Genomic DNA, 18546 nt, shown 5'->3' with positions numbered 1-18546 from the left:
AAGACCATAGTTATGTCTTGCTATGGGGCTGTTGATTTGCGTTCCAGGCACTTCGCTTTCCGCGGGGCGGCGCTGAGCCTCCTTTAGGCAAAGGGTACTTTTCAAGGAATAATTTAAATTTCTCCCAGCTGAAAGACTTCCTTTGGCTTCTCCGATTCATCCACTTAAAGAGTAGTTTCCGGATTCTATCCAGGAAGTTTTCTACTGTTTGGAGGTTATCGGTTATGCAGTAGTAGTTGTAGTAGCCGATAAGAGACCTGGATATTCTACCCATAATATCTCTTATATTCGTGGTCCGGTGGATTTTAAGCCATTCTTTGTGTTGCTTTAGTTTGGCATTCAGCTTCTTGCGGCTGGTTTTGCGCTTCACTCTGAACTTTCCTTTCTTGCTTTCACTACAGTAATGAGTGAACCCAAGAAAGTCGAACGTRGGCGGCTTCCCCTGACCATTTCGTTTACAGTCTCTTTCTGCGAACCTTCCAAAAGGAATGATTTTCGTCTTATCTTGAGCCACTTCGAGATTGAACTTATCCAGTCGTTTGAGTAGAGCTAGATAGAAGGCTTCCGCATCACTTTTAAGCTGGAAGCAGCACACGAAATCGTCCGCATACCTAACAATATAAGCCTGTCCTTTGCATTGTTTCCTCACAGTCTTTTCGAACCAGAGGTCCAAGACGTAGTGAAGATACACGTTGGCCAGAATAGGTGAAATGACACCTCCCTGTGGGGTGCCTTTATCCGAATCAAAGTATTCGCCCTCCTCCATGTATCCTCCTTTGAGGAATCTGGCAATAATTCTAAGAAGGCTCGCATCGTTGATGCGGTGCTGCAGGAATTTCATCATCCATCCATGGTCAACATTATCAAAGAAACCTTTAATGTCGGCATCTACGATATAGTTGGTGTATCGTCCTTCAATATAGACGTTCAGAATCTTTAATGCGTCATGACAGCTCCTGTTCGGACGAAATCCAAATGATGAATCAAGGAAGTCATTTTCATAGATGGCATTAAGAATCTTTGTCACCGCGCGTTGGACGATTTTGTCCTCGTGGTCAGGCAGACCTAACGGTCTTTTCTTCTTCGTACCCGGCTTGTTGATGTAAGTACGTTTTACCGGTACAGGCCGATAGGCCTGCCGTCTTAAACGTTCCACTAGTCCTTGGATATTCTTGTCCAGCTCTTCTCCGTATTTCTCTTTGGTCACGTCATTTATCCCTGTGGCTTTTCCTGAAGGCAGTTCATGGTGACACTGTTTGAGAAAGTCTTCGTTAAGAAGATGTGCCAGGGACGTAAAGACCAAGTCTGGATTCAGTTTGGCTAGTTCCGCTATCCTTGTTAGTTTCGTTTCCATTATTTATCTACCTCTGTGTGCAGTTAATGTTTCCCTTTCAAGGGCAATGACAGGTAGCCGCCTTCCCTCCGTCAGAGTTACCCGACTTCATTGGTACTATGAGGCTATCCGACTTCCTTTAAGCATTTGACAGCCCTTGCTTTGTTATCACTTGTTCGTCATTACTTTTCCTGTTTCCAGGAGAAGACTTAAAGGATCTCCCGAGTTGCCATAACATATCAATGTGTAACGTGCCGAGGTCATCGACTCCGGGAAGCCGTTTGTTTCTTGCCTTTATCGAAACAGACGGTGTTGCCTTCTGTACTCCTGAACACATCGGCCTTCCAATTGTGCACGAATTTCGGAGCTCAATCCCTTCAACCATACGGCTTACGGCCCATTACCTCGCTGTCTACGCTTAAAGGCAAAGTGTTGCCACTTGCCCTCCAAGACTCGCTACAAGTGAATGGCAATGACAGGTAGCCGCCTTCCCTCCGTCAGAGTTACCCGACTTCATTGGTACTATGAGGCTATCCGACTTCCTTTAAGCATTTGACAGCCCTTGCTTTGTTATCACTTGTTCGTCATTACTTTTTCCTGTTTCCAGGAGAAGACTTAAAGGATCTCCCGAGTTGCCATAACATATCAATGTGTAACGTGCCGAGGTCATCGACTCCGGGAAGCCGTTTGTTTCTTGCCTTTATCGAAACAGACGGTGTTGCCTTCTGTACTCCTGAACACATCGGCCTTCCAATTGTGCACGAATTTCGGAGCTCAATCCCTTCAACCATACGGCTTACGGCCCATTACCTCGCTGTCTACGCTTAAAGGCAAAGTGTTGCCACTTGCCCTCCAAGACTCGCTACAAGTGAATGGCTAGTTCTTTCTCGACGGGAATCCCACCCGTTATATGTTATGACCTATGCTCGGTCGCTCCAGGAGTCTGCGTGCCTTCCATTCCGATCAACAGGGCTTTTTAAACTTTTGGGGCAATTCTGCAATAGAAACAAAGGGATATTCTCCGTCATTATGATATATAACAGGAAAAGAAAGTCATAAACATATAAACTTGTGCACTTTATGTTATCCTGCTTTACTCCTATTGGAAAGATACAACAGATGCCTTCAATAAAATTAGCAAGCTCAAAAAGAGGTACGGAAGAATTTCCGTACCCCTTTTTTGTCTGCAAATTGACATCTTTTATGTCAGGCAGCCTGGGCGTGCCGTTTTTATTAACCGCGCAATACTGCCCCGGCTTTTTCTTTTACCGCTTCAAGCACTTTATCATGGGCTTTGGCGATATCTTCATCTGTGAGTGTTTTCTCTGGATCAAAATACTTCAGGGAGAATGCAAGCGATTTTTTGCCAGCCTCCATTCTATCTCCTTCATACAGATCGAACACGGCCACTTCCTTCAGCAGGCTTCCGCCAGCTTCCTTGATGATACGCTCCAGCTCTCCTGCTTCTTTTTCAGAATCAATCACCAGGGCGATATCCCTTGTAATGGACGGGTAGCGCGGAATCGCTTGATACTGGAGCGACGCAGTTTCTTCTTCAAGCACATCCTTGAGGGAAAGCTCAAATACATAGGTTTCCTTCAGGTCAAGATCTTTCTCGACTGTTGGATGTACTCCCCCGATAAAACCGATTTTTTTACCGGAAAGAATAATTTCAGCTGTTCTTCCCGGGTGCATGCCGTCAACTGAGGCACGCTGGTATTCAACTTTTCCTTCAAGGCCAAGGCGGGCAAATAAGCCTTCCACAATTCCTTTTAACACAAAGAAATCGACCGGCTTTTTCTCTCCCTGCCAAGGGTGGGAGTGCCAAAGGCCAGTGATGGCCGCTGCGAGATGCTCGCGCTCCTCCGGAAGACTCTCACTGCCATTGGACAGAAATACAGAACCTGTCTCATAGACCGCAAGGCTGTCATTCTGGCGTGCTGTGTTGTACTTCAATACCTCCAGCAGCTGCGGAACAATGCTTTGGCGCAGGATGCTGCGGTCTTCACTCATCGGCATTGCCAGCTTGATCGGTTCGCGGCTTTCAATCGCATATTGGCCTGCTTTCTTTTCGCTGGTCAAAGCATAGGTCACTGCCTGGTATAAACCGGCACCTTCAAGATAGCGGCGGACGATGCGGCGCTTTTTCTGATACTCGGTCAGGCTTCCAGGTGTCGATTCACCGGAAGGCAATGTGACAGGAAGGTTATCATAGCCATACAATCTTGCCAATTCTTCAACCAGGTCTTCCTCGATCGTGATATCACCGCGGCGGCTTGGGACTGTTACGGTAATGGAACCATTGTCTGCAGATGCTTCAAACTGAAGGCGGGAAAAGATATCTTCTACTTCTCCCATTGCCAGTTCAGTTCCGAGAACCCTGTTGATTTTTTCCAGGGAAATGGAGATGACTGCAGGCTCGATTGTGAGCGAATCAGCTTCAACTGATCCTTCAAGAACTTGACCTGATGCATACTTCTCCATCAGTTCAGCTGCTCTTTCTGCAGCAGCACGGACACGGTTAGGGTCTACCCCCTTCTCGTAGCGGGTGCTGGCTTCGCTTCTCAGGCCGTGGTCTTTAGACGCTTTGCGGATCGTTCCCGCTGTGAAATACGCAGATTCAAGAAGGACTGTAGTTGTATCTGACTGCACCTCGGAATTTGCGCCGCCCATTACACCCGCAAGCGCTACAGGCTCACTTCCATTCGTAATGACAAGATGATCTGCTGAAAGCTTCCTTTCTGCATCATCCAGCGTGACAATGGTTTCACCCTCATTCGCACGGCGTACAAGGATTTCTTTGGAGCCAAGACGCCCATAGTCGAAAGCATGGAGCGGCTGGCCGTATTCAAGCAGAACATAGTTCGTGATATCAACCACATTATTATGCGGCCTGATGCCCTCGGCCATCAGCCTCGTCTGCATCCATAGAGGAGAAGGCCCGACTATCACGTTTTTAATGACTTTCGCCACATAAAGCGGATTGTCTTCCTTGGCTTCAACATTCACTGTAATATAGTCTGAAGCTTTTTCAGCTGATCCTGCTGCCTGCGGGGAAGGAAGCTTCACTTCTCTTCCCAGGATGGCTGCAACCTCATAAGCAACGCCAAGCATGCTCAGGCAGTCCGCACGGTTAGGAGTAAGTCCGAGTTCAAGGACATGATCATCCCTGTTCAGCATTTCAAGCGCATCCTGGCCCACTTCCACATCATTCGGGAAAACAAAGATGCCTTCGGAGAATTCTTTTGCAACAAGCTTGCCCTCGATTCCAAGCTCCTGAAGAGAGCAGATCATGCCGTTTGATTCTTCGCCGCGCAGCTTTGCACGCTTGATCTTGAAGTTGCCCGGCAGGACAGCTCCTACTGTTGCAACGGCAACCTTCTGGCCTTTATCCACATTCGGCGCGCCGCAGATGATCTGCACCGGCGCTTCCCCGCCTGTATCAACAAGGCATTTATTCAGCTTGTCGGCATTAGGGTGCTGCTCGCGTTCCAGCACGTGGCCAACAACTACCCCCTTGATGCCCTCGTTCAATGTTTCGATTCCTTCTACTTCTATTCCGCTCTTAGTAATCTTTTCTGCCAATTCTGCTGCGGAGATGCCGGATAGATCTACATATTCCTGCAGCCATTTATATGAAACCAACATAAAGCAGTCCTCCTATTCCTGTACTGAAAATTGTTTCAAGAAACGAATGTCATTTGTATAAAAATGGCGGATATCGTCTATGCCATATTTCAGCATCGCAATCCGCTCTACACCCATGCCGAATGCAAAGCCGGTATATTTCTTCGGATCATAGCCTGCCATCTCAAGCACATGCGGATGGACCATGCCTGCACCAAGAACCTCGATCCAGCCAGTTCCTTTGCAGACGCTGCAGCCTTTCCCGCCGCAGATCTTACAGGAGATATCCACTTCCACTGAAGGCTCTGTGAATGGGAAGAAGCTCGGGCGGAGACGGATTTCCCGTTCCTCGCCAAACATCTTTTTAGCAAAAACCTCAAGCGTGCCTTTTAGATCTGCCATGCTGATTCCTTCGGCCACAACCAATCCTTCTATCTGCATGAACTGATGGGAGTGTGTCGCATCGTCGTTATCGCGGCGGTATACCTTGCCTGGACAGATGATTTTGACAGGTCCTTTCCCTTCATTGGCCTCCATTGTGCGTGCCTGTACAGGAGAAGTATGGGTGCGGAGAAGCGTTTCTTCTGTAATATAGAATGAATCCTGCATATCCCTGGCAGGATGCCCTTTCGGCAGGTTCAGCGCTTCAAAGTTATAATAGTCACTTTCGACTTCATAGCCTTCCGCTACGCTATAGCCCATCCCGATGAACAGGTCTTCAATTTCTTCAACAATCTTTGTCAGTGCATGATGAGTACCGGTTCTGACAGGGCTTCCCGGGAGGGTGATATCAATGGTCTCTTCAGCCAGCTTTTGTTCTACGGCTGCCCTCTCGAGCTTTACCTGCTTTTCTTCAATGGCTGAAGAGATGCTGTCGCGCACTTCATTTGCCAGCGCCCCCATTTTCGGACGCTCTTCGGCCGATAATTTGCCCATCCCTTTCAGGACTTCAGTAATCGGGCCTTTTTTGCCAAGATAGGATACACGGATATCATTGAGCTCTTTTAGGTTCTCAGCTTTTTCAACTGCGTTTAAAGCTTCCTGCTGCAATTCTTTTAAACGGTCTTGCATATTTTTTCCTCCTTTTTACGTAACAGCGATATTTTTAGGCAAAATAAAAAACCCCTCCCTGTTAAGGGACGAGGTTTTGGATTCGCGGTACCACCCTTATTAACAGCCGCCTTTCAAAGAAGGTGCTGTTCGCTTCATTCAGATAACGGCTGTGCCGGGGGCATCTTTCGATTTGCAGTGTCTGCAAATGTTCCCGATGCCAGCTCAGGAGGTGAACTTCACTTAAAAAACACTCTAAAATGCTTCCAGTCACGGCATTTTATCCCTGGTGAGCTTTTATAAGCTACTTTTCTCCATCATCGCTTTTTATGTAATGCAGTTTTGCTGTTTATTATAGTATATTCTTCCCTTTGTTTCAAACTCTTTTCAAGTTTTTACAGGCCCAATTCAATTCTTCAGATAATACAGGAGGATGCCTGCTGCGACCGCAACATTGAGCGACTCGCTTTTTCCGTATATCGGGATATAAAGATTCTTATCTGTCCGCGCAAGCAGCTCAGGGCTGACCCCGCTGCCTTCATTTCCGACCAGAAGCGCAAAACGGCCGGCCGGATGGGTCTCCTTGTAGGGTGATCCATTTTCAAGAGCCGTCCCGTAGACCGGTATTTCCTCTTCCCCAAGCCTGTCCATCCACTCATTGAGGCTGCCTCTTATGATCGGAAGATGAAAATGGCTGCCCTGGGCGGACCGGAGAACCTTAGGATTATAAATATCTGCACTGCCTTTCCCGACTATCACTGCATCAATTCCAGCAGCATCAGCTGTCCTGATCATGGTTCCCAGATTGCCGGGATCCTGGACAGCATCAATCAGCAGGAAGGTGCTTCCTTTTACAGAAGGCGGCGTTTTTTCTTCCTTGCACACCGCGATGACCCCCTGGGGAGTTTCGGTGTCTGAGAGTGATTTGATGATTTCATCGGTTACCATTGTTACCGGCAGCTCGCCGTAATCCCAGCGGACAGGCAGCTCTGCATTTTCACTGATGATCAGCTCGACGGCTTTTTCTCCCTTTAGGGCTTCTTCAGCCAGATGATATCCTTCAGCAAGGAATATGCCCGTTTTATCGCGCTCTTTCTTGGCCAGCAGCTTCCTCCATTGTTTGATCTGCGGATTATTTGCAGATTGAATATGCTTCAACACGGTCTCTCCTTTATCTTTCAGCTTTCAATTTTCTTATTATAGCTTACCCTCTGTACATAATAAATCCAAAAATAGAAAACATATTAAAGAATTGAATATGAAAGGGGTGCGTACAGATGAATCTGAACTTGCGCAATGCCATTATCCACAATGTTTCCGGCAACTCTCAGGACGAGCTGAAGGAGACCATAGTCGACGCAATCCAGAACGGCGAAGAAAAAATGCTGCCTGGCCTTGGCGTCCTCTTCGAAGTCATCTGGCAGAACTCATCAGAAGAAGACAAAAAAGAAATGCTCCACACATTGGAAAGCAGCCTGAAATAGGCTGCAGGGATGGTGACAGGCACCCATACCAATTTCGAAAGTGGTACAGGTGCCTGTCACCCGCTGAAAACCGAAAAAAACGAACAGCCCCGCAAAGAGGGGCTGTTCGTTTTTTCAATCGAAAGTAATCCTGTCAACTGTTTCTTTATCCAAACGTTTAATCACTTCAACGATGAGCTTGACTGCATTTTCATAGTCATCGCGATGAAGCATGGCTGCATGCGAGTGGATATAGCGGGTGGCAATCGTGATGGCCAGGGAAGGCACGCCATTATGGGAAAGGTGGATGGCGCCTGAGTCTGCCCCTCCGCCGGCAATGCTGTCAAACTGGTATGGGATATTCATTTCGTCCGCTGTATCTGTGACAAGGTCACGCAAGCCTTTGTGGGATACAAGGGATGCATCATAAAGGATGATCTGCGGCCCTTTGCCCATCTTGCTCAATGCTTCCTTCTCAGAGATTCCAGGTGTATCCCCTGCGATTCCTACATCCACGCCAAAGCCGATATCCGGCTCAATGAGGTTGGCAGCTGTCTTTGCCCCTCTAAGCCCTACTTCTTCCTGCACCGTGCCGACACCGTATACCACGTTTGGATGCTCGGCATCTTTAAGCTGCTTCAGCACATCGATGGCGATGGCACAGCCAATGCGGTTGTCCCATGCTTTGGCAAGCAGCATTTTTTCGTTATTCATCACAGTGAATTCAAAATAAGGGACTGCCATATCCCCAGGCTTGACTCCCCATTCCATCGCTTCTTCGCGGCTGGAAGCACCGATATCAATGAACATATCCTTGATGTCGACCGGCTTTTTGCGGGCTTCAGGAGGAAGGATATGCGGCGGCTTGGATCCGATGATGCCTGTAACGTCCCCTTTGCTTGTTACAATGGTCACACGCTGTGCAAGCATAACCTGTGACCACCAGCCACCGACCGTCTGGAAGCGGAGGAAGCCTTTGTCATCAATGCTTGTGATCATGAATCCTACTTCGTCCAGGTGGCCGGCAACCATGATTTTCGGTCCGCCCTCTTTTCCTGTTTTCTTGGCCACAAGGCTGCCAAGGCCATCAGTTGTCACTTCGTCTGCAAATTCTGTTATGTATTTCTTCATGACTTCGCGAACTTCGCGCTCGTTGCCCGGAATGCCTTTTGCATCGGTCAATTCCTTCAGCATCGTCAGCGTTTCATCTAATTTTGCCATATGTTTCGACTCCCTTAATATTTATTTTCTTCTCCATTATACCTTACTGTCCCATGGTGTAAAAAGAAAAATCCGAATCTTGCGGTTTCCTTAACGAAGCAAAGCCTATCTGCTAGTATCCCTGCCGCTGTCTCTCATAATTCACTTCATTCTTCTCCACATAAGCCCTCTCGATTTGATCTTCAGAAAACCCAAGCATTTCTGCCAGGCATACATATGCGCCAAAAAGCACATTAAAGTCCATAAGGGTCCTCGAAGCACTGAATTTATCTATCAAATGATAGAGGTTCAGAAACTGATGGGAGAGTGATTCGCCTTTTTTCTGCGGCTCAATGTCGGCACCGCCCTCAAATCCGCATTCAATTCCGAGTGACAGGATGAAATGGACGCCGTCGACGAATTCCTCAAGAATGACTGCAGGCTCAGAAGCCGGCTTCTGGCTCCAAAATTTGAAGCACCTCGTTTCGTTGGCAAGCTCTCCCAGCTCTACCAAAAGGGCCAGGACTTTTCTGTCAAATAGATTTTCTTCCGTCAATTTATGTTCTGTCTCAATATGATGGTCAAGCGCTTTTTGCATATCAAAAAGTTTGTTGATATTCACAGCAGATAAACATCTCCTTTCAGCTGGTTTTCAGAACGAACTTGCTGACGGAGATTGACCAGCAAAAATCATCCGTCAGAAAAAATTATAACAAATTAAAAAAAGAACGAAACTTTTTTGAGATATATCCGTAAGTAAAGATAAAACTGTGACCAGTGGAGGTATTTTATGATGTGGGCGATACGCTTGCTTTTGTTTGCACTCATTTTATTTCTCATCTACACATGCGTTAAATATATAATCAATCCAAAGCGGAAGCTTGAGCTTGCCCATGAACAAAAGCGCTATTATTTCCTGGATGACCAGAATAATGTCCGCAAAAATTTCCTGATTACGTACAAGGGCGTCCTGCTTGAGGGTGAGAAATATTTAGGGACCACTGACAATGCTTTTGAGGTTGTTTCCATTTTCATTTGGCCTCATAACCAGACCTCTCTCAAAGGGATGGTAAGGGAAGACTTCCAATTCATTGAAAGAAAAATTTCGGAGCAATATCCCAATGCAAAGCTTGACTGGAAGAGCCCCATCAAGGAATTCATGAGCAAAGGCACAGACTCTATCTAAATTTCAGGGAGTTTGAAAGCTGAACATCAGAAAAAGGAAAAGGCGCCAATCATCCGGCTGGCGCCTTTTTATCATGCAGAAAATCGACTTATACCCAGCGGCCGGAGCCATGTTCTTCTTATGCAGTTTCTTTAAAAAAATCCCGCCATTGAATAACGCTCATCTTCTCTCTTAGTATATACACTAAAACTCCAAGTACCAGCAGAATTGCCAATGCGGCCGGAAGCGAAAACCGGCTGATGAAACCGCCAAACATGGTATAGCATACCGCCATAGGCAGATTGGTCAGCCAGCTTCCCTTCACAAACTCCCCAAACCGTTTATACCGCTCAAGCAGACAAAAGGTGAGCAGATGATAATGAACGAAAGGGATCAGCCGGAGAACAGCCACCTGGCCTGCAGTAAGATTCCTGTATTCGCCGAACCAGCGTTTCTTCAAAGAAGACAGCTTACTGCGGGCAGCAGGCATTTTTTCCAGCAGCCAATAAAAGAGCATATTCCCAAGGAGAAGCCCTGCAGCAGAATAGGCGGTGCCCGGAACCATTCCGAATGCCGCCCCTCCCGCTATGCAAACAGCAGCGGCAGGCACGAAAAGAAACTGCCTTATTGTATGAAGCAGAATGAATAAGACCGGAGACAGCCAGCCGCCCGTATGGACGGCGGCCAATACGAGAGACAGCATTTCATTCATGGTTGCCACCTTCTTTGCTGTTAAATCTTGATGTTACTTTAACATATAGCAAATGAAGGCAGCTTATGACCAAACGGCAAGCAAATATATACAGACTGCCGCTTCAATTATGCTCAGCGCCGGCAGCCCGTATTTAAAAGCATCATGCTTTGTTTTATGCCTGAATTTATTCATGCCGGCGTACATTCCCGGAGCCCCGAAAACAAAAGCTATGGTCCAGAGTGTTCTTTCGCTTATCCGATATTGATTTTTCCGTGCTTTTTGTTTATCTGCCCTCATAATAAAAAAGCCTGCTGCATTGATCAGCAGCAAATACAAAGCAGCCCATTGCATTATCAGCCAGCCCCTTTATGTATAGTCATATTATTGAAAAAAGCCATCCTCATAGCGAGAATGGCTTTCTGAAGGCCTCAGCCTTATTACTTGCTCAGGTTCTGCTTTGCAACAGAAGCTAATTCTGCAAATGCTTTTTCGTCAGCAACTGCAAGTTCAGCAAGCATTTTGCGGTTCACTTCGATGCCTGCAACCTTAAGGCCATGCATCAAACGGCTGTAAGAAAGACCGTTCATGCGGGCAGCCGCATTGATACGAGTGATCCATAGTTTACGGAAGTCGCGCTTTTTCTGGCGACGGTCACGGTATGCATACATTAATGATTTCATAACCTGCTGGTTAGCAACTTTATATAATGTATGTTTTGAACCGAAATAACCTTTGGCTAATTTAAGAACTTTTTTACGACGTTTGCGAGTAACTGTACCGCCTTTTACACGTGGCATATCTTTTCCCTCCTATATTCGGAAATTACTTAATGTTGTCTAGCATATGGCGAATGCGTCTGAAATCGCCTTTGGAAACAATCGCAGCTTTACGAAGCTTACGCTTTTGTTTAGTTGATTTGTTAGCAAATAAGTGGCTAGTGTAAGCGTGAGAACGTTTCAGTTTGCCTGAACCAGTCTTCTTGAAGCGCTTAGCTGTACCGCGGTGAGTTTTCATTTTTGGCATGTGGAATTCCCCCTCTTTACTTGTCGATTTTAGGTGCTAAGACCATGAACATGCTGCGTCCGTCCATTTTCGGATGTGATTCCACAGCTGCAACTTCCTTGCAGGCTTCCGCAAAACGGACTAAAACACGCTGACCAATTTCCTTATGTGTAATCGCACGACCTTTGAATCGGATCGAAGCTTTTACTTTATCGCCCTTTTCCAGGAACTTAATTGCATTTCGCAGCTTTGTATTAAAGTCATGCTCATCAATAGTCGGACTTAAGCGAACTTCTTTGATATTGATAATCTTTTGGTTTTTGCGAGCTTCTTTTTCCTTCTTCTGCTGCTCAAACTTAAACTTTCCATAGTCCATGATACGGGCTACAGGAGGTTTAGCATTTGGCGCAACAAGAACAACGTCAAGATTTACGCGTGTAGCAATTTCCAGCGCTTCATTCTTGGACTTGATTCCCAATTGCTCGCCATTTTGGTCAATTAGACGAACTTCACGGGCGCGGATGCCCTCGTTTAACAACATATCTTGTTTGCTAATAGTTAGCCACCTCCAAGGTTTTGTGCGAATACAACGTCTGAGTCAAGAGCAGCTCAAAGCTGCAGAACCTGCACCGAATCCCACGCTGCATCCAGCATGACACTGACAATATTACTTCATAGAGCTTTATAGACATATAAAAAAGTGCGGATGAAATCACCCACACTTACGAAACGACAAGTTAAAAGCTGTTTCAGTAAAACCTGCCAACTGCTCTTTGCGTCAGCCAGGTGAGAAGCGGGTGCTTCTTCTTTTCCTCAAAGCCGTATTCAATTTACCTAAGTAACTATATCACAAATGATAATTTCGTGTCAAACGAATAGATGTTTTTATCACAACGATTTGAATTCTATCAAAGAAATTGATTTCTTGCAATAGTTTTCGCGGATATTTTTTCTTAATCGTTATAATTAATGGCTGAATTAAACATTGTTGTTGATTTTGGGCTCATTAGCCAGATATTCACACGAATGAGCCCAAAATCAACTTTGCTAACAAAGAAGTTTAACTATTAAAAAGAGAGGCCGAAGCCTCCCTGTAAAAATTGTTATCTCACTGTATCTTCCTTCAGTGCATCCTTGAACACGTCAAATGACATGGTCTCAGACTTCTGCTCGCCGTATTTACGGACATTTACCGCATTATCTGAAACTTCTTTGTCCCCAAGAACGAGCATATAAGGGATCTTTTGCATCTGTGCTTCGCGGATTTTATAGCCGATCTTCTCATTGCGGGCATCCATTTCCACCCTGTAGCCTTGAGCCTGAAGCTCTTCCTGCACCTTTTTCGCATAATCGAAATGAGCATCAGGGGAAACCGGGATCACCTGTACCTGTACTGGTGCCAGCCATGTCGGGAATGCCCCTTTATATTCTTCGATAAGGAAAGCTACAAAGCGTTCCATCGTGGAGACGACACCGCGGTGGATGACGACAGGGCGGTGCTGCTTCCCGTCTTCTCCGACATAAGAGAGATCAAAGCGCTCAGGCAGAAGGAAATCAAGCTGGGCAGTGGAAAGGGTCTCTTCTTTGCCAAGCGCTGTTTTTACCATCACGTCAAGCTTAGGGCCGTAGAATGCTGCCTCGCCTTCTGCTTCATAATAGTCAAGGCCAAGCTCGTCCATCGCTTCCTTCAGCATGGATTGTGCTTTTTCCCACATCTCATCGTCATTGAAGTATTTCTCTGTGTCCTGAGGATCGCGGTAAGACAGGCGGAATGAATAATCTTCAATGTTGAAGTCTTTATATACCTCGAGAATCAGGTGGACGACGCGCTTGAATTCTTCCTTGATCTGGTCCGGGCGCACAAAAATATGGGCATCATTCAGCGTCATCCCGCGCACACGCTGCAGTCCTGACAGTGCACCGGACATTTCATAGCGGTGCATGGTGCCAAGCTCGGCAATCCTGATCGGAAGCTCGCGGTAGCTGTGGATGCTGTTTTTGTAAATCATCATATGGTGCGGGCAGTTCATAGGGCGGAGGACAAGCTCCTCATTATCCATTTCCATGACAGGGAACATATCTTCCTGGTAGTGGTCCCAGTGGCCGGATGTTTTATAAAGCTCAACATTTGCCATAACTGGCGTATATACATGCTCATAGCCGAGGCGCTGTTCCTTATCAACGATATAGCGCTCGACAATGCGGCGGATGGTTGCACCCTTCGGCAGCCACATCGGCAGCCCTTGTCCGACCTTCTGCGAAGTCATGAACAGATCAAGCTCTTTGCCGATCTTCCTGTGGTCGCGCTCTTTCGCTTCCTCGAGCAGGCGCAGATGTTCTGCCAGATCTTCTTTCTTGAAGAATGCTGTCCCGTAAATGCGCTGCAGCATCTTATTGTCGCTGTCTCCGCGCCAGTATGCGCCGGCAATGCTGAGCAGCTTGAATTCCTTGATCTTGCCTGTGGAAGGCACATGGACACCGCGGCAAAGGTCTGTAAAATCACCCTGCTCATAAAGAGTGACAGTTTCCCCCTCCGGAATCGCTTCAATCAGCTCAAGCTTGTACTCATCGCCGATTTCCTTGAAGAATTCCACCGCTTCCTCACGGCTTACTGCTTTTCGTTGCACATCAATATTTTCATTGACGATTTTGCTCATCTCTTTTTCAATCAGGGGCAAATCTTCTGGAGTCAGTGATTCTTCAAGATCCACATCATAATAGAATCCGCCTTCAATGACAGGGCCTACACCGAATTTGGCGCCCTTGTGCAGGCGTTTGATGGCCTGTGCCATTAAGTGGGCTGTACTGTGGCGAAGAACCTCAAGCGCTTCATCGCTGCCCTGTGTAACGATTTCAATGGAACCATCTTCTTCAATTGGCCTGCGAAGATCGTACATAATGCCGTTCAGCTTTCCGGCCAGTGCTTTTTTCTTCAATCCCGGGCTGATGGATGCAGCCACATCCTCTGTAGATGTTCCTTTCGGAAATTCCTTTACTGCTCCATCCGGAAAAGTCAAATTAATTAATTCTGACATGAAAATTCCTCCTTATGTGCTTAAAAAAACAAAAAACCCGTCCCTAAAGAAGGGACGAGTTGTATTTAACACGTGGTTCCACCCAAATTCCCAGACGCAAAAAACACGCAGTCCGGCTTAGTGAGGGATATAACGGTCCCATGCCCGCCAGCCAATACTTTGGCCAATGATAAGCGGCGAATCTCTTCGTCTGCTGCGCTCACTCGCGTCCTCACGTATAACCCATACGCTCCGGCGCTCCCTCCCTTGCATCCTTGACCTTCTTGCTTCTCATCGGTCAAAGAGGAGAGAAATGATAAGCGGCGAATTTCTTCGTCACTCTAGCGTCATCGTCCTTTTCCTGGCTGTTGTTCGGAGGCGGTAAGCATTTCATCCGTGCTGGGAAGTTTTCAGCCTTGGCTTCCCTCTCTTTGAACCGTAATGAATACCCTTGTCCTCGTCGCTACATTTGTGGTGTTTGAATTATTATGTACGTTATTATAGTAGTTTATCTTGGAAAAATCAAGGGATTTCAGATTTTCTCCCTTCCTGCTGCAGAGAGGATTTTCTTCAGTTCTATAAAGGCCTCAAGAGGCTGGATGACCACTCTTTCCTCAAAAATATTTCGGACGGTCCTGGCGAGCGGACAGTCTGGTTCATCAGAATAAAGGTAAATGGCTGACGGTGCCATTGAAAGGAGCGGGGCGATCGTAACGGAGTCTACGTATACAGGATGGTTAAAAAGCAAACGGCGGTCAACCATCTTCAAGAGCTCAGCCCGCTTGATTTCAATCAGCCCGCCATCATAAAAAGCAGTTTCCTCCCCCATCACCAGATGGACAGCACTGCGCTTAGGGGCCCTGCCCTTCAGGAAATCCCTCAGCATATGAATGAACATTTGATATTCCTGCTCCATTTTATATTCATCTATGGAAAGTGCTGCATATCGTTCAAGCTGGTCCATCATCGGGCGGAGGCGGAATTTTACAAAAGAGTCGAACGAAAACGAAGAGATGTCCCCTGTCATTAATTCTTCAATTGCGAGGCTAAGGCTTTCCTCCGGTCCAGGACCGTCCAGAAAAGCAGACAAATCATCCCTGTTTCCCTCCAGGATAGAATGGATAATTTCCAATATCTGCTGCTGCTCTTCCTCATCTTCATAAAAATACTGCTCCGAAAGAATCCTTCGGAACCAGTCATCCTGCTTAGTTTCTATAATAAAATGTGTCATCGCCCTTTTTACCAGGTCTGCCGTCTCCTGCAATCCGCCTGTTTCAATCTGAACAGTATACCCGTCTTTAAGCTGATGTGCTGATATATTAGAGGATGACAGTCCAAGCTCCAGGAGACCCTGCAGTTTCCTCGCATCCTGCTGATTCTGGAAAATGATTTCAATCAATCATATCCCCCCTTGTTTTTTAAACAATATTCGAAGCTGCAGCAAGCGCCGGGAGATATCCTCTCCTTACCTATACGGCTTCCTTCGTTAATATCCCTGATTCCATGTATATGGGAAACTTGTACAATTTAGAAGCAGATGCGGAGCATAACAGGGATAAAAAACCGGACATATTGGGGGAATGGATTTTGGAGAAAAATAAAAACTGCCTTTCCCAAGGCAGTTTTCAGATTCATTCTTTATACACGGCGGTTCGGACCGTCAACCAGGACAGGCTCAGACAGGTAGCGGATGCGCTCCATAATCCGGCGCGCTTTCATTTTCTCTTCTTCACCGCGCTGACTGTAGGTCAGATGATGCTCCAGCCCCTGCATATCAAAATTGGACGTAAAGAAGGTTGGCAGGTTCTCCAGCATCCTGAACTGCAGGATCGGCCCTAACACTTCATCCCTTGTCCAGCTGGACATCGTTTCGGCGCCAATATCATCAAGCATCAGGATCGGCTCGCGCTTGATGGCCTCAAGCTTTTCATTTAAGGTCGAATCTCCGATGCTGCTTTTCATTTCCCTTAAAAGCTCCGGGACATAGACGATCATGGACGAGATTTTCTTCTTGGCAAGCTCATTGGCGATTGCACCAAGCAGGAAGGACTTGCCGACTCCGAACTTCCCGTAGAAATAAAGCCCCTTCTGCCTTGTCCCCGGCTGATAATTCTCAACGAAGCTTTCGGCTTTATCAACTGCATCCAGTCTGGTATCCAGGTAAACATCAGCGAAGGAGGCGTTGACAATCTCTTTTGGGATATACAGGCTCCGGATCAGCTTCTCATTTTTCTTCCGTTCATCATGAATCACCTTGCGCGGGCAGCGGTTGTATTGGACATCAATGATCCCCCTCCTGATGACCAGTTCAGGATGATACCCCTGCATCATATTTTTGCATTCCCCAAGGCTTGGGCACTCTCTGCATTCCTTGCTCTGCCGGGCATACTCCGAGAGCTTGATCATGCTCCTTTCTGCCATTTCAGCTGTAATTTCTGCGCGGTGCTCCTGCAAAAAAGCTTTTACGTCAGGATGGGAGAAAACTTCCTTCTTTTGCTGCTCGTACCTCTTTTGAAAGCTTTCATTACCTGCAAGTTTTTTCAATGTCTCATTGATTCTTTCCATGCTGCCACCTCCTTATTTCCGATACTTTTTAAGCCTTTCCTCTAAGGCCCGCCTTTTTGCCTCATATTCTGAGTCATTGGCGGCCGCTGCTTTTTGCGGCTGCTCTTCCTGCTGCTCATCAAACCAGTCAGGCAATGCTTCTTTTCTGATCGGCTTTTTCGCTGAAGCAGGCTTCGCCTTTTTGCCTTCTGCCCACTCCAGATACTGGCGGTGTTCATTTTTGGCCAGCACCATAGCTTCTTTAACCGTTTTAATCTGTTTTCTTGCCCAATGCCCGGCAATCTTCTCTACATATGCTTTCGTCAGCTTCATATCTGTTTTTAGCATAACATACTGAATGAGAACATTAGCAACGCCTGGATGCAGTTTCTGCTGAAACATAACGTCCTCAACGATTTGCAGATCGCCTTTAGAGGGATCTGCCCCGCCGGAAATATCCTTTAACAGCTGGCGCGGGGAAGTGATCTCCATATATCTGATCAATTCTTCTTCCTGTGTTTTCGGCTCAGCGGCTTGAACCTGATGGATGCCTGGCTGGATCCGGTCTATCAGGGAAGGCAGCTGGTCCTGATGCTCAAATTGATACCAGTCACGTGCCGATTTCCGCAGTTCTTCAATATTGATATCATTATCTTCCGTCATTGCACTGATCAGGATGTTTTTCATCTGCAGGGCATCAATCCCATAAAGGAAGGACAGGTTGCTGATGGCTTCCCGGACCTTCGGTGTCAGCGCCGACTTGGGGAGAAGAGATTCATTCAGCCCCGCTGCCAGCAGCTCAAAATCAAAGGATGAACCTCCGATTTTTATCTCTTCAGGGCTTGTTCTCCCTATGAAGGTAAATCCCTCTTCAAGAGACAGATCCTTTCCTGTATCCCGGTCAGGGGAGAAAGCTGCAGGATGGCCTGATTCATATACATCCTGAAAGGCTTTAGTCACTTCATCATAACCCTGCATCACGCCGGAATCATGGTCACAGAAAAAGCGCTTGAGCCTGAGGAACTGATTTTTGCCGATTTTGCGGTATAGATAGATATTAAGCATCCCATCCAGGAAAAACTGCTCCGGACTCAGAGGCGGCTGCAGTTCGTATATAAAAGAGCGGCTGCCCTCATCATTTTTCACAAAAGCCTTCAAAAGACCAATTCCTTCAAGCTTCAGTCTTGCTTCATAAATTTCCTTTAAATTCATCCCCATGAAATTCATCAAGCTGTGATGGCTGTTTGATTGAGACCAGAGCCTGTTTTCCTCCAGTTCAGCCCATAACGTCATATATAGACTGAGGCAGGACGCCCCGATTAAGGGCTGATACAACAAAGTCAGAACTTTTCTGTCATAATCATGCAAAAGACCGCTCGCGGCCACTGCATAGCGGTCAATCGGAAGCATTTCTTGCCAATGCTGGGCCATAGCTGCCAACCTTTCTGCGATCT

General features: G+C 46.7%; 17 protein-coding genes and 2 other annotated features. Of the genes, 2 read left to right on the top strand and 15 right to left on the bottom strand.

Translation table 11 applies throughout. From position 1 onward, the window contains the following. Nucleotides 1-10 precede the first annotated feature (10 nt). From ltrA to FZD51_RS20280, 4 genes are all read right to left on the bottom strand, one after another. On the bottom strand, nt 11-1354 hold the full coding sequence (gene ltrA, locus FZD51_RS20295) for a group II intron reverse transcriptase/maturase (RefSeq protein ID WP_148976420.1): 1344 nt from the start codon (nt 1352-1354) through the stop codon (nt 11-13). A gap of 1212 nt (nt 1355-2566) precedes the next feature. Beyond that, a complete protein-coding gene (gene pheT / locus FZD51_RS20290) occupies nt 2567-4981 on the bottom strand; it encodes a phenylalanine--tRNA ligase subunit beta (RefSeq protein WP_148976419.1) in 2415 nt (804 codons plus the stop codon). A 12-nt stretch (nt 4982-4993) separates the two neighbouring features. Then, entirely contained in the window at nt 4994-6031 is a 1038-nt protein-coding gene (gene pheS / locus FZD51_RS20285) for a phenylalanine--tRNA ligase subunit alpha (protein ID WP_148976418.1), read from the bottom strand. Between the two features lie 61 nt (nt 6032-6092). Continuing rightward, nucleotides 6093-6340, bottom strand: a binding site (T-box leader). A gap of 78 nt (nt 6341-6418) precedes the next feature. Continuing rightward, nucleotides 6419-7168, bottom strand: coding sequence for a TrmH family RNA methyltransferase (locus FZD51_RS20280; RefSeq protein WP_148976417.1), 750 nt, complete (start codon nt 7166-7168; stop codon nt 6419-6421). A 119-nt stretch (nt 7169-7287) separates the two neighbouring features. On the opposite strand from FZD51_RS20280, the gene sspI reads away from it, so the two are divergent. After that, nucleotides 7288-7494 carry a small acid-soluble spore protein SspI gene (sspI, locus tag FZD51_RS20275; RefSeq protein ID WP_148976416.1) on the top strand — a complete coding sequence of 69 codons (207 nt, stop codon included), beginning with the start codon at nt 7288-7290 and terminating at the stop codon, nt 7492-7494. Nucleotides 7495-7608: 114 nt separating this feature from the next. On the opposite strand, the gene FZD51_RS20270 is transcribed toward sspI, so the two are convergent. Further along, nucleotides 7609-8694, bottom strand: a complete 1086-nt coding sequence (locus FZD51_RS20270; RefSeq protein WP_009796003.1) for a M42 family metallopeptidase — start codon at nt 8692-8694, stop codon at nt 7609-7611. A 112-nt stretch (nt 8695-8806) separates the two neighbouring features. After that, nucleotides 8807-9295, bottom strand: a complete 489-nt coding sequence (locus FZD51_RS20265) for a dUTP diphosphatase (protein ID WP_148976415.1) — start codon at nt 9293-9295, stop codon at nt 8807-8809. Nucleotides 9296-9463: 168 nt separating this feature from the next. Between FZD51_RS20265 and FZD51_RS20260 the strand changes: the two genes are divergently transcribed. Further along, a complete protein-coding gene (locus FZD51_RS20260; protein ID WP_148976414.1) occupies nt 9464-9859 on the top strand; it encodes a sigma-w pathway protein ysdB in 396 nt (131 codons plus the stop codon). 118 nt (nt 9860-9977) lie between these two features. Here FZD51_RS20260 and FZD51_RS20255 read toward each other — a convergent pair whose 3' ends face one another. The 9 genes from FZD51_RS20255 to FZD51_RS20215 all read right to left on the bottom strand — a co-directional run bounded on the left by FZD51_RS20255 (nt 9978) and on the right by FZD51_RS20215 (nt 18523). Continuing rightward, entirely contained in the window at nt 9978-10550 is a 573-nt protein-coding gene (locus FZD51_RS20255) for a TVP38/TMEM64 family protein (protein WP_148976413.1), read from the bottom strand. A gap of 63 nt (nt 10551-10613) precedes the next feature. Beyond that, nucleotides 10614-10883, bottom strand: a complete 270-nt coding sequence (locus FZD51_RS20250) for a DUF1294 domain-containing protein (protein WP_148976412.1) — start codon at nt 10881-10883, stop codon at nt 10614-10616. Between the two features lie 86 nt (nt 10884-10969). Next, nucleotides 10970-11329 carry a 50S ribosomal protein L20 gene (gene rplT, locus FZD51_RS20245; RefSeq protein WP_009796130.1) on the bottom strand — a complete coding sequence of 120 codons (360 nt, stop codon included), beginning with the start codon at nt 11327-11329 and terminating at the stop codon, nt 10970-10972. 25 nt (nt 11330-11354) lie between these two features. Next, nucleotides 11355-11555 carry a 50S ribosomal protein L35 gene (gene rpmI / locus FZD51_RS20240; RefSeq protein ID WP_009796129.1) on the bottom strand — a complete coding sequence of 67 codons (201 nt, stop codon included), beginning with the start codon at nt 11553-11555 and terminating at the stop codon, nt 11355-11357. A gap of 16 nt (nt 11556-11571) precedes the next feature. Next, nucleotides 11572-12075 carry a translation initiation factor IF-3 gene (infC, locus tag FZD51_RS20235; protein ID WP_022544261.1) on the bottom strand — a complete coding sequence of 168 codons (504 nt, stop codon included), beginning with the start codon at nt 12073-12075 and terminating at the stop codon, nt 11572-11574. A gap of 147 nt (nt 12076-12222) precedes the next feature. After that, nucleotides 12223-12349, bottom strand: a sequence feature (ribosomal protein L20 leader region). Between the two features lie 288 nt (nt 12350-12637). Next, nucleotides 12638-14569: a threonine--tRNA ligase gene (thrS, locus tag FZD51_RS20230; RefSeq protein WP_148976411.1), complete on the bottom strand. Its 1932-nt coding sequence runs from the start codon at nt 14567-14569 to the stop codon at nt 12638-12640. Between the two features lie 511 nt (nt 14570-15080). Then, a complete protein-coding gene (gene ytxC, locus FZD51_RS20225; protein WP_148976410.1) occupies nt 15081-15947 on the bottom strand; it encodes a putative sporulation protein YtxC in 867 nt (288 codons plus the stop codon). 239 nt (nt 15948-16186) lie between these two features. Further along, on the bottom strand, nt 16187-17113 hold the full coding sequence (gene dnaI / locus FZD51_RS20220; RefSeq protein ID WP_148976409.1) for a primosomal protein DnaI: 927 nt from the start codon (nt 17111-17113) through the stop codon (nt 16187-16189). A 12-nt stretch (nt 17114-17125) separates the two neighbouring features. Further along, the gene (locus tag FZD51_RS20215; RefSeq protein ID WP_148976408.1) at nt 17126-18523 is read right to left on the bottom strand and encodes a replication initiation and membrane attachment family protein; all 1398 of its coding nucleotides are present in this window, start codon (nt 18521-18523) and stop codon (nt 17126-17128) included. Between the last annotated feature and the right edge of the window lie 23 nt (nt 18524-18546).

Source organism: Bacillus infantis (genome assembly GCF_008180445.1).
Taxonomy (GTDB): Bacteria; Bacillota; Bacilli; order Bacillales; family Cytobacillaceae; genus Bacillus_AB; species Bacillus_AB infantis_B.
Note: the sequence above shows the minus strand (reverse complement) of the source record. Positions and strands in the feature narration are given on the sequence as shown.